The following is a 16803-nucleotide window of genomic DNA, read 5'->3' on the forward strand; positions in this document are numbered from 1 at the left end:
TGGGATGAGACGATGATCGCAGACGCTACGGATCCAGCGATCGGCTGGTTCACGCTTTCCGAGGCAGATCGCGCGGCGGCGGCGCGGCATCTCGCCAAGCTCGCTTCGGACGGCACGCGCGACGAACTCGGATTCGCGCCGATCCACTTCGCATTCGCGGACCGCTTCTTCCCAGGCACATCCGTTCAGCACGCCCAGCTTCGCTACGTCCTCTTCGTCGCCTGGGCCTACCAGGAGCTTCTCGAGGCCGATCCAGGAGGCCGCTTCAGCGAGGAGGACCTGCGTGAGATCGAGCGCCGATACTCGCGTCGCCTCATCGACACGGCTCCCCAGCTGCAGAACTCCGGGATCTCCGGCTGGATGAAGTACGAGGCCGGAACACTCCCCGCCGTGCGCGCGAGCACCATCTACTGGACCGCGCTCCGTTCCTGGGGACTAGTCCGGTCACCGATCACCGGCGAGCCGCCGTCGGAAGCGGAATTGCGGAACGCTTGGCCAAGGCTCGTCACGCGGGCGGAGACGGACAGCGGGAAGGTGGCGGCAATCGACATCTTCGAGGGTATCCCGAAACGCCCCGCCGGCTGGACCCGCAGGACGGGACCACTGGACTTCGACCTTAGGCCAGCCGAGGCCAGGTTCCTGCAGGCCCGCTGGCGAACAGCAGGTCAAGGCGGATCGCAGCCGCTCATGAGCAAGGTGGCCGATGCCGGCATCCATACGGGACCGCTTTGGTCCCGGGAGGTCCGGCGCGTCGCCAGCGAGCGCGAACGCGTCTCCCTCGACATCGCGCGACGCGCCGCCTCGATGGCGTGCATCGCTCGCGCCGCCCACGCCGCGCTCATCGAGGCTCGCCGCAACGAGGACCTCGGACGCGACGACGCCCGACACCGCGACGCGCTGCCGAAGCTAGTCGAGCACCATCGCCAAGGCACGCTCGAGCTCGATGTCGAGGCGCTGAGGGTCGAGACCGGGATGGATCACAGGCTCGTCAGCTTCATCGAGCGTATCAAGGCCTGGACCGCCGACGGCGGCCAGCTCGCGGAGCTCGAGGACACGATCGTCCAGCGGGAGCACGAGCTGAAGGGCAGTCGCGCATACCTCTCCAACGAAAAACGGCGGGTGGACTGGAGCAAGGGGATTGCCGAGCCCCTCGACTACAGGTGGCCCACGGTGGCCCATATGGTCGCCAGCGTCCTGGAGGTCGCATGAGCTTCGAGCCGGGCGATGGGGCGTCCGTGTTCGCCGCGATGCGTCCGCGCAAGGGACAGATGCTGACCCGCGCGGTCATCGCCACCTACTCGCTGGACATGGTTGCGCTACTGGGCCTGGTGCTGGCGCTCGGCGGGGACGACGAGGCCGACTTCGCAAGCTCGCCGCTCGGCTTGGTCAAGGCGTTCGAAGAGGTTCGTGGCAAGCTCGTGGTCATGCACCAGCTCGGACGCATATCCGCACCCCGCGCGCACCGCTCGATCCTGCCGCTCCTGGACACCATGCTCCATGCCGTGGCGACCGACGAACGGACGGCCAGCTGGCATCCCAAGATCATGCTCGCGCGATATGCGGGCGATGGTGGCCACGAGTGGCGATTCTGGATCGGGAGCCGGAACCTCACCGGCTCAACCGATCTCGAAGCGGGCCTCCTTCTCGTATCTGGCAACGGCCGCGGGACGAAGCCGATCGCCGACGTCCACGGCCTTGCCGCCGAACTGCTTGCTGGCTGCCTGCAGGAGGGAGAGCTCACCGAGCTAAGGGCCGCCAAGTGGTCCGCGCCAGCCGGTGTGATGGTGCGCCGGCTGCTATGGCGCAGGCCAGGAGAGGAAAAGTCGTTCCTCGATGAGTGGGAGAACCGTCGCCCCGAGCGCATCCGCGCGCTGAGCCCGTTCATCGACAGGACCGGAGTCGGTACTATCCTCGGGGTGATCAGCGGGCCCATGACCCTGATGACGACACGGGAGGCAATGTCGAGCTGCGGGCCGTTGGACCGGGTCGAGTACCGCACAGCCGCCGGGTCCGATCCGGAGGCCGAGGTCCGGGTCGAGGACCAGCAGGAGGAGGCGGCCGGAGACTTCTCCGACCGACCCACCATCGGGGTGCACGCCAAGCTGCTGATGACGACCCGCGGGCAGAAGGCGGAGATGATGCTGGGCAGCGCGAACCTCACGAGACGCGGCCTTCGAGGACCCAATGCGGAAGCGGTCGCGCTCCTGGACATCTCCGACCCAGCGGTATCCGGGCCGCTCGCTGGCTTCATAGACCAAGGGGTCCAACTCTCGGCGGTGCAGCCGAACGAGGAGCGCGAGAAGCGCCTGCGGATCGAGCGGGAGCTCGACCACGCAATCTACGCGCTGCTAGAGCGGCCGATGGCGCTCCAGCTCGACGGTACCGGCCTGCGTCTCTCGATCAACGGGGGGATCGACGATCTGCTCGCCGCCACGACCGTGTCAGCCGCGTCGTTCGGCGCGAGCGGACGGCAGGTTCCTTGGCCCCCCGGAGCGTCCGAGGTCGTGCTATTGGAGCGTCCGCCTCCGCTCGAGGAACAGAGCTCGCTCGTGATCCTGATGGCCTCCAGCGTAAGCGACCCGTCGGTGCAACGCAGCTGGGTGCAGCGGGTGGAGCTACCGGGTCTCGACGAAAAGCGTCGCGACCGCGCCCTGCTCGCGCGATACGTGGGCGCCTCCCGGTTCAGGGCGTGGCTCCGTTCCCTCCTGGACGGCTACGACGCCACCGGAGGCGAGCGTTGGACGGACGGAGCCGCAGATCATGGAGAGGGCACAGCCCTCCCCGTCTCGCAGTTCGAGCATTTCGCGCTGGAGAACATGCTCGCGAGCTGGGCGCGCGACCCGCTCAGGTTCGAGGCACGGCTCAAGGGCGTGACCGCCATGCTCGATACCTTCGAGGAGACGTTCGGAGCCCTCCAAGAGGCGGACGAACGCTCGGCGGCGCTGCGTGAGCTGGGCGAGGTGCGTCCGTTCATCGCGGCCGTGACGCTCGCGATCGGACAGGAAGCGGCATGACCGAGCTCGCCCCCTTCCAGCGCGCCACTGTCGATGCCGCCGCGCGACGCCTCTCCGGCGACCGGCCGCGGCGCTTCCTCGTGGCCGACGAGGTGGGGCTCGGGAAGACGGTGATTGCACGCGCCGTAGCGGAGCAACTCAAGGGCAGGTCGAAGCGGTTCAACGTTTTGTATCTCTGCCCCAGTCTCGAGATCGCCGGGCAGAACCGGCCGAAGTTTGTGTCGCTAACGGGCATTGAGGAAAAGGCCTACCTTCCAGGCGGAGACCGGCTGGCACTAGTCCCGGGTTCGCCTCCGAGCGAGGGCAACGGCTACCGCATCTTCGCCTTCACGCCCGAGACGAGCCTGCCCGGCTGGAAGCCCGGGCCACGGACGGGCCGCAAGGCCGAGCGCTGCCTGATCCGTTCCGTCCTCGCACGCTATCCCGACATTGAGGAGGCGGTGCTCGCCCTAGACGCCGAGCGCGACGCAAGACCCCTCCTCGACGACACCGCCCCCCTGGACGGCTTTACGCACGTCGGAATCGACCGCGCGCTCCGCGACGTCTTCGCGTGCGGGGACGGCGAAGCGCTAGGACCGAAGGTCACCGAATGGCTGCAACGCGGCGACACCGGGCTCGCGGAATTCATTGCGCGGGCGCGGTCGGCGCTGGCGCTGACGACGCTCCGGTCAAAGACGTTCAGGCCCGACCTGGTCATCCTGGACGAGTTCCACCGTTACGCCGACCTCATCCTTCCCCAGCCCGTCGTCGGCGGCAAGGGCATCGAGCGCGAGCGGGCCGCAGTGCATAGGCTCCTCGTGGACGAGCTTACCGCTGGCCCCGAGGCCCCGGCCCTCCTTCTGTTGTCGGCGACCCCCTACAGGCTGCGGCGGCTGGACGGCGAGGAACTTCACGCCGTCGAGCACTACCGGGCGCTGATCGACCTGGCAGGGTTCCTCACCGACGATCAGGGAACGAGGCAGCAAGTGGAGGAGGCAATGCGGGCCTACCACGACGCCCTCCTCGAACCGGACCCGGAAAGGGTGAGGAGTTCTCTACGCGCCGCCAAGCAGCGCATCGAGGCCCTCCTCCAGCCGGTGATCTCGCGGACCGAGCGCGCGCTCGTGCACGAAAAGGATCTGTTCGATCGCCCGGCGACGCCGGTCGTAGTCGAACCCGAGGACCTCAGGGTGTTCCGCCACTTCGCGAAGGCGGCATGCGACGTGGACGCGAAATGGGCCGGCTGGACGCCGGCGATGTGGAGCTCCATCCCCTACCCGACCCAGACCCTGCACGGCTACGCGCTATGGCCGAAGCTGCGCCACGCGACCGGGCAACCCGCGCTGGCAGGATCGGGCCGGGGGCAGCTGGCGCACCCCCAGCTGAGGAAGTTGGCGGAGATCGCTGGAGATCCCAGGCAGCTCAGCCTGCCATGGCAGCCGCCGACCGCCCCCTGGTGGCGGCTGGAGGGACCTTGGTCCGCCGCGAAGCGCCAGCCGGGAAAGACGCTGCTGTTCTCCCGGTGGAAGGCTGCTCCGACCGCGATCTCCGCACTGCTCTCGCTCCAGATCACCGGCGGGATGCGCAAGCCAGGAAGCAAGCCACCCATCCCGCTTCTGAGGCCAGGCGGCGGCGAGGCGGGACCACTGCTCGGCCTGTTCATGCAGTGGCCGACGCTGTCTCACGCGATCGAGCCCACGAAGACGGGCGGAGGCTCGATCCGGGCGGTGCGCACCAAGGCGCGAGACGACCTGCGACACTTCCTCGAGGAAAGGCGGATAGACCTCGACGCGAAGGGGAAGCGCGCCACCTGGCTGGTGGCCTGCGCGCTCGAGAGGCACTTCTCGCGTCAAGGCTTCAACCGCATGAAGAGCGCCGTCCTTGTCACCAACACCGGGCGCGGCGGCCTTGCCTGGGACGACATCGAGGCCACCTCGAGCATCTCCCCGGGCGAGCTGTTGGCGCTCGCCGACCTCTTGATCTCCTCGCCTGGCGCGATCGTAGCACGGTGCGCGCGGCGACACGGCGTGCCTCTGGATACCGCCAAAGAGGCAAGAGCGGTGTTCGCGTTCGCCTGGGGTCGGCTCCGCAGCTATCTCGGACACCGCACCTTCGCGGACACGATCCTGTCGGCCTCGGACCGGAAGCGTTATCCCGACGCGCTGTGCGACGCGATGCTCAAGGGCGGCTTCGAGGCCGTGCTCGACGAACAGATGGGGATCCTCGGCGAGCTCGGCGATGCCAAAGGTCTACAGATCATCGACCGGCTGTCCGCCAGCTTGATGGATCGTCCGGGCCTCGTGCGCCTACGCCGTGGCAAGGCAGATGCGCGCATACCCGTACAGGCGGTCGTACCCTTCTCAGGAGGCGAGCAGCGCCGGACCTCAAAGGGGAAGGGCGGCAAGCTACGAAGCGATGGCCTTCGCCAAGCCTTCAACTCGCCCTTCTGGCCGCATGTCCTGTGCACCACCTCGGTCGGGCAGGAGGGACTGGACTTCCACCTTTGGTGCCGCCGGCTGGTCCACTGGGACCTTCCCTCGGATCCAGTCGACTTCGAACAGCGCGAGGGCCGGATCGCGCGCTACGGCAGTCTCGCGGTGCGCCAGTCCCTCGCCAGCGCCCACGGCCGCCAAGCCGTGGCGGAGGCTGAACGTACGAGCCCGTTCCTGGGGATGTTGAGGATCGCCCGCGAGCAGCCCGCCGGCGGAACCGGGCTGGAACGATGGTGGCTGCCTGCCAACGGTAGACCCGAGAGCATCAGCTTCGACTGGAAGTTCAGCCTGCGGTCCGTCCGCAAGGAGCGGATGCTGAAGGACCTGCTCCTCTACCGGCTGGCGCTGGGACAGCCCGAGCCTGATGCGTTCGTGACGATGCTGCGGCGAATCGGTGCGGACGCCACCGAGGCGCGGAGCCTGGCGATCTGCCTAGCGGCCATATCGAGGGTCAACGCCGCTGCGCCCGCCGTTAACGTGACCGGGCCATCATCGCGGTCGCGGGTGCCGTCGGTGGACGCCTAGTCGGATGGCCACCTACGGGGACGTGATCGCCGCCTACGGGCACCAGGCAGAGGCCCTCGCACCCGGCTACGAGGCCGTGTCCTCAGCGGCCATGCTCGGCGACTCGCTTGCAGGCCTCACCGCCCCCGTCAAAGGCTCGATGGCGCTCGATGTCGGTGCCGGAACGGGACGTGACGCGGCTTGGCTCCTGTCGCTCGGCTACGAGGTAGTCGCGGTCGAGCCAGCGGCCGGCATGCGCCGCATCGCCGCGGAACTCCATACTCACGCGGGCATCCGCTGGATCGACGACGCGCTGCCGGCACTTGATCAGGTCCACGGGCTCGGCATCTCCTTCGACCTGGTCCTCGCCTCAGCCGTCTGGCAGCACGTGCGGCCCGAGGATCGGGGACGGGCGTTGCGGAAGCTGGCAACTCTGACGAAGCCGGGCGGATCGCTCGTCGTGACGCTTCGGGAAGGCCCCTCCCCCGCAGATCGTCCGATGCACCCGACCTCCGCCGGTGAGATCGAGGCACTCGCCCGCTCGCACGGTATGGAGGTCCTTCGGATCACGGCGGCCTTGGATCACCGAGGCCGTGCCGAAGTGAGCTGGCAGACCGCCATCCTGAGGATGCCCGACGACGGCTCCGGCGCGCTGCCCCTCGTCCGCGGCATCGTGCTGTCCGTCAACAAGTCCTCGACCTACAAGCTAGCCCTTCTCCGGGCGGTCGGCCGCGCCGCGGAGCTATCGCCAGCGTCGGCGACGCCGGCGCCGGACGGACGCGACGCCGTCGAGATCCCGCTCGGCTTGGTCGCACTCCACTGGCTCCGTATGTATCTCCCGCTCGTGCGGGCGGGGTTGCCGCAGATGCCCGGCAACCTCGGCCACGATCGGCTCGGCTTCGCCAAGTCCGGCTTTCTCGGACTGCTCGACGCGGGGATCGCAGCGCCAGACCTGCGGATCGGCGCGTCCTTCACGGACGCGGCAGCCATCGATCTCTCGCAAGCGCTCGGCGCGGCCGCGACGACGATCGCCGACATGCCCGCTAACTACACCAGGTATCCCAATGGGGACGACCGCGTGTTCCAAGTCACCCGCGCCCGCGCCAGCCGTCAGACGCAGATCACGCTCGATCTACCGACACTGCGCGGCTGGGGTCTGATCGAGGTCCCCGGCAACCTCTGGCGGGCGATGATGCGCTACGGTGCCTGGATAGAGCCGATGCTGACCAGCGAATGGGCGCGCCTCACGCGAAGCTACGCGGACAGGATGGGGCTCTCCGTCCCCCCGGGCCAGGCCGAGGCGTCGCTGGCTTGGATCGAGCCGGTCCGCAGCGTCTCGGTCGCACGGATGGCAGCACTTCGCCTCTCCCAGGGTGGCGAACCGATCGAGTGCGTCTGGACGGGACGGAGCCTGGCGGCCGACGCTTTCGACGTCGATCACTGCCTCCCATGGTCAGCCTGGCCATGCGGCGACCTCTGGAACCTGATGCCGGCCCACGAACGCACCAACCGCCACGAGAAGCGCGAGCGCCTCCCGTCCGCCGCCGCGCTGGCCGGTGCGAGGAGCAGGATCATCCACTGGTGGAGCCGCGCCTACCTGGACGACGATGCGCTGCGTTCGCGATTCATGCTCGAGGCGTCCGCTGCGTTGCCGCTCCTCGACTCGGACAGTCCAATCTCGGTCCATGCCGCGCTCGACTGGCGGCGGCTGCGGTTGCGGCAGGACCAGCAGGTGCCGGAGTGGACGCCGCGCAACATGCTGTCCGTTGCCTAGACTTCATTCTTGGAGGTTGGCTGATCAGCATCGAACGGACTAATCTGCCCCAATGCTTGATTTCCATTGTCTAAGGGGAGGTCCCGACGGCTGGCGCGGCTCCTTCGAGCGGCTGGTCCAACACCTTGCGGAAGTGAACAGACCGACCGGCGCCACCGAGTTTCGACCGATCGAGGGAGCGGGCGGCGATGGCGGGATCGAGGCCTACTGGGTATTCGCCGACGACAGCGAAGCCGGCTACCAGGCAAAGTTCCACGAGCGCGCCGCCGACATCGACTGGGCCGCTCTCGATGGGTCAGTCCAGACGGCGCTGGCGATGCATCCAAGCCTCGTGCGGCTCATGGTGGCCATGCCGTGCGACCTGACGGACGTGAAGCGTGGCCGTGGCACGTCGGCCCGCGAGAAATGGAACGGCCGCGTGCGCCAATGGAGGGAGGCCGCCGCGCCGCGCGACATCACCTTCGAGTTCCTCGGCGGCAGCCAGATCGAACGTCTGCTCACCGCGCCGAACGCAGCGGGCCTCCGGGAATACTGGTTCTCCGAGCAGGAGCTTTCGGAAGCGTGGTTCGGTGCCCGCTTCGAACGCACGGTCGCGGCGCTGGACGAGCGGTACCATCCCAAAGATCATGTCGATGTCCAGGCGGCGGATCTCTTCAGGGCGCTGCGGGGTAGTCGGGAGTGGCGAACCGGCTTCACCATCCTCGCAAACGACGCAGCGAACGCGATGCCCGCGCCGCCGGACGATGCGGCGGAAATCGCCGGGTCGTACTCGGCACTCGCAAACGCCATCGATCGGCTCCAAGCGCTCACCGGCTCGCGGTCACCCCCCTCCAGTAGACCGTTCCCGACTTCCGAATGGATCGACGCTGTCGAGCAGGGCTTGGCAACGTTGCGCGCGATCGCCGGACAGCTCGATGACGACGGGCGACCCGGGATGGGCAGCTATCAGGCGAGGCGCGCTCGGGAGGAGGTCGGACTGGTCGCGAACGCGCTGTCAACCCTGCAGTCGCGTCTCGGCTCAGAGTATCAGCGTGCCGAAGACAAGCGGTACGCGATCATCGAAGGCGAGGCAGGCGGAGGGAAGTCGCACCTAATGGCCCGCGAGGTCGAGGTGGCACTTGCCGCAGGGGAGCCTGCGATCATGCTGCTCGGGACCGACTTCATCCACGGGGATGAGCCGGGAATGCAGATCGCCAGATCCCTCGAACTCCGCGGCATGTCGACCCAGACGCTGCTCGGGGCGCTCGAGGCAGCGGCCGCCGCCCGCGGCACCCGCGCGCTCATCGCCATCGACGCGTTGAACGAGGGCGCAGGCGCCCGCTACTGGCGTGACAAGCTCGCTGCCTTCGCAACCGAGGTCCAGCGCTTTCCGCGCGTCGCCCTCTGCGTGTCCTGCCGCGACGTCTACTCCGACCGCGTATTCACCGGAGCCGCACGCGCGGGTGCTGCGCAGATCGAGGTAGAAGGCTTTCAGACCGAGGATGAGCAGGAGCACGCCGCAGCCGTCTACATGGACCGGCGCGGGATCGCTCGTCCGGCATCGCCGTGGCTTCCCCCGGAATTCATAAACCCGTTGTTCCTGCGGACGACCTGCGTCGCGCTGGAGCGCCGCGGGCAGCGTCTTTTCCCGCTGGGGTTGCGCGGAGCCCGCGAGATGTTGCGCTTCTACCTGAACGCCGCCGCAGCGACGCTCGGCACGGAGCACGACGGAACGGACGTCCTCGAAGCTCCACTCGTGCGCGCGGTCACCGCAATCGCCTCGGAGATGGCTCGCATGCGCACCGACCACATCGCGCGTGGGATCGCTGCGACGATCGTGGAAGACGCCTTCGGTTCCCATCCCGCCCCGTCCGACGTGGCATGGGTCGACCTCATCGTTCTACGCGGACTCCTGCGCGCCGATCCTCCGGAGGCCGAACCGCTGGAGGAGGACGATCCGCTCGACGCGCAGGAGGACGTGCTCCGCTTCGCGTTCCAGAGGATACAGGATCAGCTCATCGCGAAGAGCCTCATCCAGGATCAGCCTGGTCCAGACGGCCTCTTCGAACCGACGGGCGTGCTCGCCTTCCTTCTGGGGCGATGGGGGGTGGAATACGACTGGCGGGGCGTCATCATCGCGCTCGCAGTCGAGTTCGCCGATGCGTGGGGCGCCGAGATGGTGGACCACATGCCGGGCGATTGGCTCCGATGGTGGGACGATCCGATCCTTCGGGAGGCCTTCGTCGAAAGCGTGCGCTGGCGCCAGCACGGATCCTTCCGGCCGCGCACCCTGGAACTCCTGAACGCGCTGGAGTGGCCTGCGACCCCGTTCGACCTCCTGATGGAGCTATCCGCGGTCGAGGGGCATCCCTGGAACGCCGACGTCCTGCACAGGAACCTGGCGAAGCGGAGCATGCCGGACCGCGACGCCTTCTGGACCACCCGGATCAACGGCGCGCCCGACGAGCCCCGGGCCGCGCACCGGCTGGCGGACTGGGGCCTCGGGGCCGGTCCCGCGACGGCGAGCGACGAGACCATCCGGCTCGCCCTTACCGCGCTCGGATGGATTTTCACCTCCACGAACGCGGCGCTCCGAGACCGTGCGACGAAGGCGACGACCGAGATCCTGCTGCGGCGGCCAGCGGCCGTCGGGGCGTTCGTCGGGAGGTTCGCGGACGTCGACGACGTATACGTCATCGAACGCGTCCTCGCCGCCGTGGCGGGATCATGCCTGCGCGATCCCACTCCTGTCCGGCTCACGGTTGCTGCCGCGAGCGTCTGGCACGACGTGATCGCGAAGGGACACCTCCCCGTCCACGTGCTCGCGCGCGACCACGCCCGCCTCGTCGTCGAGTTGGCTGCCGAGCGCGGCTCACTTCCTGCCGATTGCGACCTGGATCGGTGCCGGCCTCCCTATGGCAGCATCGCTCCGCGCTTCGGTCTCGATGAGGCGAAGATCAAAGCGGAGTGCACCGCCGCCGGGGACCACAGCATCTTCAGCTCGACCGCGGGATGGGGCGGCGACTTCGGCACCTACGTCGTGAAGCACCGGGCCCGCTCGTTCACGTCGGTCCGCCTGACCAAACCGCGGCCAGTCCGCCACGCGGAGGCATACCAGCGATTCCGGGAGGAGCTGATCGATGGAGACGAGTTCCGGGTCACCCTTCTCTCCATCGTCGAGACGACCACCGAGCTAATGCGAGGTAGCGACCGCCTACAAAGCCCTGAACGGCTTTGGGACATCTCGCGCGCGCAGGCTGAAGCCACACTCCTCCACCAGCTCGGGACCCGTGGACGGAAGCGCTATGAAACCGAGGCGCGTCCGCACCTGGAGGGCGAGGAGGGATGGTTGGGTTTCGCGGATGGCGAGCTCGGACTGATCGACCAGGAGCAGGCCAGGCTCTGGATAGCGCGGCGTGCGATCCGCCTGGGCTGGACCAAGCGGCTGTTCCCACGGGATGCAGGTGCGGGGAGCGAGACATCGCGCGCCACACGGATCGAGCGCATCGGCAAGAAGTACCAGTGGATCGCCTACCATGAATTGATCGCCCGGCTCGCCGACAACTATTGGCTCGCGCCCGAGTGGGGCCCGGAAGCGGTGAAGGGGTACGAGACCCCGCTCGATCTGCCCTTCACCCGCAGTCTCGAACCGACCGTTCCGCCTCGCGCCAACAATGATACGTCCAGACCTGCCGGCGATGGTCCGGTCGTTCCTCGCCTTGCCCTGGGCGAAGTCGCCACCTCGACCATGTGCGACTGGGTGTTCGAGGACGGGATCGCGCGGGACCGGCTCGCGCTCAGCCTCTGCCCCGACGTGGAGGGCGGGGACGGGGAGTGGCTGACCCTCTACCGCTACGCCTCCCGCAATACGGATCACCTACCCGTCGAGAACCAGAGGGGAGCTCCGTCCCGGCTGAACGACTTCCACTTCCTCCTCATGGTGGGAGTCGGAACGGCCGACGTCCCTGATTTCGTGGCCACGGCTCGCAACGTGTGGACCGATTTCCACCACGACTGGTTCAATTGGGGCGACCTCACGGATGGCCCATACCTCTATGAGGCAGGCATCCGCTCCACCTGGCCGGAAACGGAGTGGGTCACGACGGACGGCTTCCGGGGTGCCGAACAGACCTATCTCCGGTTCTGCCGCGAATACCACTGGGAGCACCACCTCGACGGCACGCTGCCACAGGGCGTAACCCTGCAGGTCCCGAACCCCTGGCTCCTGCGCGAGCTCGGTCTTACGGCTGATCCCCATAGGCTCGGGGTGTGGGTCGATAGCGAGGGTAGAGCCACGATCGTGTCGAGCGTCGGCGACCGGAATGCCCACTGCCTGGTACGCCGGGAAGCCCTCGAACCGATCCTCGCAGAACGCGACGTAGCACCCCTCTGGATCGGAATGGGCGAGCGCGGCGCATGGCCCGACCCTTGCGAGAACGCGGGTCCGAACTGTCGATGGAACGGCATCCTCTGGCGTGAGGCAGGTGAGGTTCGGCACGAGGCCTGGGCCGAGGACCACCGACCCGGCCAGGGCCAGCGTGTGGTGCGCCGCCGGCTGACATGAAATGGCCGTCAAAGAGTTCAGGTCGGATCTCTCCGCTTCCGCCGGTCATCAAGGCCGTAGAGCGGTAGAGTGCCGAGCCGCGCTTCAGGCCGCGCGCGGGCGCGTTCCTCGACACCGATCGCGAGTGCCAGCTGGATCAGCGCTGACCGCGCAATCTTCATCACCCGCAGCGCTTTCGCCTCCAGCAGGTCGCTGTCTATCGACAGGCCAAGCCCGTGCGACGATGGAGGATTGCGCATCAGCGGCCAGGCCCAGCCCTCATGGACCTGCAGGTACTTGTGCTCGAGAGCGTTGCGGATGTCATGGAGTTCGCGCGCGTCCGGCCCCGTCGATTGCATCAGCTGCTCATCGAAGAGATCCTTGGATAGCCAGTAGAGCCCCCGCAACGGCCAGTTCTCAGACTCCTTGAAGCGATCCAGAAGCCGGGGCTTGCCTTCCACCATCCACACGTTGCGGAAGTTGATCCGGTCGGGGATCTTGCCGAGCTTCCAGTAGTGGTCGACAAGGTAGGCGACCTTGTCGAGCAGCGAGTAGGCTATCCTGAAGGCCGTACGCACACGCTCGGTGGCCAGCGAGTGCATCGGGTAGTCCAGTGTATCGAACAGCTGCACGCCGCGATCCGAGAAGTGAACCCTCGTGTCCAGAAGCCCTTCGTAGAGCATGAAGCGGGCGGAGGCGTACTCCTGCTTCATCTGATTGAAGAAGCCGATGACGGGCGGTGGCGTTACGGCACCCGGACGCTCCTCCAAGCTCTCCGTGATCGGCGGCAGCACCAGATCGTCCAAGGCGGCGACCGAGTGCGCTCCGAGATCGTTGAGCGGGTTAAGGAAAAGCCTCCGTTCAAGACACCAGCCCCGATAGGCGCGCTCGGCCTTGTTCCGGCCAAGCGACGGGCCATCCAGATCCTGCAACCCGCGAATCCGTTCGAGGTCCGCTGCCTCCTCGTAGCTCCTCGCATCGGCGGCGAATCGCTGCACCATCGATTCAGGATAGACTGCGTCGAAGATGGAATCCTGCGCGGTCGCTGCGACCAGCGAGTCATGGGCGTGCAGCAGCAGAATCGCGCGATCGCGGTCCTCATCGAGCAACCCTGCATAATGCTTCAGTCCATAACCACGATTGGCCTGCGCCATCGCGAACCTCGGAATAATCCGCAGCGCCGCGTCCCAGCCCTCGATCGCGTCGATGAACCGACCCATCGTGTTGAGCTGGTTCGCGCGGTTGGTCAGTATCTGACAACGGCGGACCTCGCCAAGTTCGCCGAACCCTGGATGCGCAGCCGCGCGCGAGAGCGCCAGGACTTGCTGCTCACGCTGACGGTGATCCCACGTCCAGGAGCGACGGGTGCCCGAGACATCCTCCTTCACGCTCCAGGCATTCGCGCGGAAATACTCCAGGACCGCACCGTGCCCGATCGTCAGGTCGCGTCTCGCGAGCTCGTCGAGCAGGAAGATGGCCCGATCCGCGCCCCGCTCGAACCGTGCGTCCTGTGAAACGTCGATGAGGTTGCCTATGTGGTCGAGCGCCGCACCGTCATCGAGCTTCGAGATCGAGCGTTCACGCAGCCGTTCAAGGTCTTCAGGAGCGGGCATTCATCACCTCATCGCGCATATCGGCCCCCTCCACGGGAGAAGAGCTCCGGTTCAACTGCGGTACCTGCTTGTCGCTGCCACTTGACCAGCGCGAGCCAAGCGAGGAACATAGGCAGAACGAAAGAGTCGTCCCAACATGTCCTCCGCAACCGCCCAAGTCGAGTCGCTGGCCCTCCTTCGCGAGAGCGCGGCGGTCGTGCGCCCCCGCGACGTCCCGGCCCTGCCGTTCGACCTAGACTAGATGGATAAGCGTCTCGGCGACAACGGGATCGACGGTGCAGCACTGCACGAGGTCGCGCCTGGCGCCCCCTCGCTCAGCGACGATGCCGCCGCGGCACCTTTCGTTGCGGGCATCGCCGCCCGCTTCGCCGGCATCGGCGACGGCCGCGGCCTGTGGGCCGTCAGCCGCTTCGACCTCTACGCTCCGGGCCTCGAACAGGCCGGTCTCCCGCCCGGGGGGGTGTCATCTTCGCCGAGGGTCTTGAGGACAACGATGTGCTCGCGCTCATGGAGGACGCGCTGCGCCACGGCGCGCTCGCCGCAGTAATCGCCGAGGTGAAGCGCTCCGACATGACCGCCACCCGGCAGCTCCAGCTGGCGGCGGACGCGGGCCGCACACCAGCGGGTGGCGATCGGCACTGTCTCCGTTACCCGCGAACCCGCCCATCTCGCGCGGCTCTACCATCTGCAGATCGAGAGGATCGAGCCGGGCGACGGCATCGAGATAATGTGGCTGGCCGCGACGCGCACGGAGCCGCTTGGAGCAATGCCGTTCGCAGCGAACCTGACCGGCGAGAAGTCGCCTACCGACATAGCGAGGCTGGTTGATCGGCTCGCAGGCCGTGCCGGAGACGACGCTCCGTTCACGGTTGGGGCGGTCGAGAGCGATTTACCCGAGCGCGCTGTCGCGAGGGAAATCCGCTTGTCACGCCCCACGGCTGGCCTGCCTGGAAGCGTCCCGTCAGACTCCTGCGCTGACCGGAGCCAGCGATCCGGGGATGATGTCGGCCTTCTTATATACCGCGCCGTTGGCTTCTACCGATACGTAGTCATCGGCAAGAAACCACTGAACATATGGAACGCTGCAGCAGCTGGCGATCTCGCGGGCGTGAGCGGACTCAGGGATCGTTTTCCGACGGAGCTCATAAACGAACCCCGGTTGGCTGCCAGCGGCATCAGCGCGCGTCGCGGATGCAACGAAGATGCGCCGATAGGCGCTCCGCCAGCTGCAGCCGCTCGAACGGATCGCTGGCATCCATCATCGACAACCCTGGACGTTGGAGGGGGGCACCTCGGTACTTGGAGGTATCGCCGTGAACTGGAACAGCTCCCGAAGATTCGCGATTGACGCCGCCAGAAACCGAATTCGAAACAACACGCCCGTGCATTGAACGACCAGCGACGGGAGCTTGACTGCCTGCCGGGCAGGCGCATGGACAGAGCGGGTCGAAGCTCGTCCTTTACCCGTAACCAGCCGTCCCGCGCCCATAGTTTACCGGCGGGTCGAAGTGTTCGCCGAAACGCATTCAACTACCATTCCCCAATCCCGACCAACCCGTTAAGATCCTTGTCGGCAGCCGAAAATGCGCCTGCATAACTGCAAAAGATGAAACGGGTCTAAGCCTATGAAGCACAAGCCCCCGCCCGCTTCCACGGTGTTGTTCGATAACGAAGGCGACGAAGACGATCATGCCTCGAGGATCATCGCCAGCCTCGCCAATGCCACGCACTTCATCTGCATCGTGGCGTTCGCAAAGACATCCGGCCTCAAGCTCATTCGGGAAGCACTTGAGGCGCGCGCCGCCAAGGGCATCAGAGCCACGTTCGTGGTCGGGATCGACTTCTTCCAGAGTGAACCCGGGGTTCTTCGGGTGCTGCTCCAGATGCAGCGCGCGGCAGGAAAGGCAGGCAACGTGAAGGTCTACATGGGAAAGGAGGCGGGCGGCGCCACGCTGCATCCCAAGATCTACTGGTCGAAGAAGCCGAATACTGAAACCCTGATCGTGGGGTCCGCCAACATGACCTCGGGCGGGTTCTGCAACAACCACGAGATCTCCGCCACCCTCGCCGACGGCGTTCCCAGCTCCGAGAAATGGCTGCGGGCTTGGATCTCGCGTCGAGTGAAAACCAAGGACGTCGTTGAGGCGAGTCCGGCACTCATCGATCGCTACGAGCAGCGTCGCGACATCTATCGCGCAGCGATGAAGGCGGCGGAACGGCGAGCGCGTCGTGCAATGCAGGCTCCGCCCGGCCAGATCGTGTCGTTGAGCGACCTTCTGGCAGAGATGCGTGCCGACGATGGGCCTGACGGCTTCGATGCGCAGTCGGAAGGGCGTCGTCTGAACCATGCGAAAGCCCAGTCCCTACTCGCTGGGTTGGCGCGTGATCCGGACCTCAAGCGAAGCATGTTCCTTACTCGGTACGAGGAGCAGATCGGATGCTGGCACTCGGGTGGTCTCCAACGTGGCAAGACGGCGATCGCGCGGAAGGGAGCGCGGTTTCAGGAGGCACTGCGGGCCCTCGATTCCGAGCCCTCGCAGGATCCAGCGAAGCTCTTCGATCTCCTCAGGCACCATTTCGACGGCATCCCACGAGCGGGGATCAACGTCCTGACCGAAGTGCTCCACACGCGCGATCCGCGACGATTTCCGGTCATGAACCGCAATTCCGTAGCCGGAATGGGCCTCGCCAACATCACCGGCTATCCCCGCGCACCGGCGAAATCGTCAGTCGATGGTGCCCGGTACGCCCGCTTCGCAGCCGATGCAGAGGGGCTTCGCCGAGGCCTAGGGCTCGGCGACCTCAGCGAGCTCGATGTATTGTTCAATTTCGCCTACTGGAAGGAGCCGGAGGCGACCGAAGAGGATTAGCTTCAGTTGACAGGCTGCGGCTCCTCCGTCGGCTC

9 protein-coding genes are annotated in these 16803 nt (G+C 66.9%); 8 read left to right on the forward strand and 1 reads right to left on the reverse strand.

What is annotated here, in order from left to right; genetic code table 11:
• Positions 1-12: 12 nt before the first annotated feature.
• From ACVWYO_RS06450 to ACVWYO_RS06470, 5 genes are read left to right on the forward strand one after another with little or no spacing between them, the layout of a single operon-like run.
• Positions 13-1209: a DUF6361 family protein gene (locus ACVWYO_RS06450; protein WP_457349296.1), complete on the forward strand. Its 1197-nt coding sequence runs from the start codon at positions 13-15 to the stop codon at positions 1207-1209.
• Entirely contained in the window at positions 1206-3014 is a 1809-nt protein-coding gene (locus tag ACVWYO_RS06455; protein WP_457349297.1) for a hypothetical protein, read from the forward strand. The genes ACVWYO_RS06450 and ACVWYO_RS06455 overlap by 4 nt, the downstream gene beginning before the upstream one ends.
• The gene (locus ACVWYO_RS06460) at positions 3011-6010 is read left to right on the forward strand and encodes a DEAD/DEAH box helicase family protein (RefSeq protein WP_457349298.1); all 3000 of its coding nucleotides are present in this window, start codon (positions 3011-3013) and stop codon (positions 6008-6010) included. Before ACVWYO_RS06455 ends, ACVWYO_RS06460 begins: the two co-directional genes overlap by 4 nt.
• 4 nt (positions 6011-6014) lie before the next feature.
• Positions 6015-7763, forward strand: a complete 1749-nt coding sequence (locus ACVWYO_RS06465) for a methyltransferase domain-containing protein (RefSeq protein ID WP_457349299.1) — start codon at positions 6015-6017, stop codon at positions 7761-7763.
• A gap of 52 nt (positions 7764-7815) precedes the next feature.
• Positions 7816-12306 carry a hypothetical protein gene (locus ACVWYO_RS06470; RefSeq protein ID WP_457349300.1) on the forward strand — a complete coding sequence of 1497 codons (4491 nt, stop codon included), beginning with the start codon at positions 7816-7818 and terminating at the stop codon, positions 12304-12306.
• Between the two features lie 17 nt (positions 12307-12323).
• On the opposite strand, the gene ACVWYO_RS06475 is transcribed toward ACVWYO_RS06470, so the two are convergent.
• Positions 12324-13898, reverse strand: a complete 1575-nt coding sequence (locus tag ACVWYO_RS06475; RefSeq protein ID WP_457349301.1) for an LA2681 family HEPN domain-containing protein — start codon at positions 13896-13898, stop codon at positions 12324-12326.
• Positions 13899-14139: 241 nt separating this feature from the next.
• Here ACVWYO_RS06475 and ACVWYO_RS06480 point away from each other — a divergent pair, with 241 nt between their 5' ends.
• The 3 genes from ACVWYO_RS06480 (at position 14140) to ACVWYO_RS06490 (ending at position 16768) form a co-directional block, all read left to right on the forward strand.
• A complete protein-coding gene (locus ACVWYO_RS06480) occupies positions 14140-14445 on the forward strand; it encodes a hypothetical protein (protein WP_457349302.1) in 306 nt (101 codons plus the stop codon).
• A 78-nt stretch (positions 14446-14523) separates the two neighbouring features.
• Positions 14524-15246, forward strand: a complete 723-nt coding sequence (locus ACVWYO_RS06485; RefSeq protein ID WP_457349303.1) for a hypothetical protein — start codon at positions 14524-14526, stop codon at positions 15244-15246.
• 277 nt (positions 15247-15523) lie between these two features.
• A complete protein-coding gene (locus ACVWYO_RS06490; RefSeq protein WP_457349304.1) occupies positions 15524-16768 on the forward strand; it encodes a phospholipase D-like domain-containing protein in 1245 nt (414 codons plus the stop codon).
• Positions 16769-16803 lie beyond the last annotated feature (35 nt).

Source organism: Sphingomonas sp. UYP23, from assembly GCF_054059235.1.

Coding starts and splice junctions, on each gene's coding strand:
- ACVWYO_RS06450 (WP_457349296.1), top strand. CDS start 13: ATGATCGCAGACGCTACGGATCCAGCGATCGGCTGGTTCACGCTTTCC.
- ACVWYO_RS06455 (WP_457349297.1), top strand. CDS start 1,206: ATGAGCTTCGAGCCGGGCGATGGGGCGTCCGTGTTCGCCGCGATGCGT.
- ACVWYO_RS06460 (WP_457349298.1), top strand. CDS start 3,011: ATGACCGAGCTCGCCCCCTTCCAGCGCGCCACTGTCGATGCCGCCGCG.
- ACVWYO_RS06465 (WP_457349299.1), top strand. CDS start 6,015: ATGGCCACCTACGGGGACGTGATCGCCGCCTACGGGCACCAGGCAGAG.
- ACVWYO_RS06470 (WP_457349300.1), top strand. CDS start 7,816: ATGCTTGATTTCCATTGTCTAAGGGGAGGTCCCGACGGCTGGCGCGGC.
- ACVWYO_RS06475 (WP_457349301.1), bottom strand. CDS start 13,898: ATGCCCGCTCCTGAAGACCTTGAACGGCTGCGTGAACGCTCGATCTCG.
- ACVWYO_RS06480 (WP_457349302.1), top strand. CDS start 14,140: ATGGATAAGCGTCTCGGCGACAACGGGATCGACGGTGCAGCACTGCAC.
- ACVWYO_RS06490 (WP_457349304.1), top strand. CDS start 15,524: ATGAAGCACAAGCCCCCGCCCGCTTCCACGGTGTTGTTCGATAACGAA.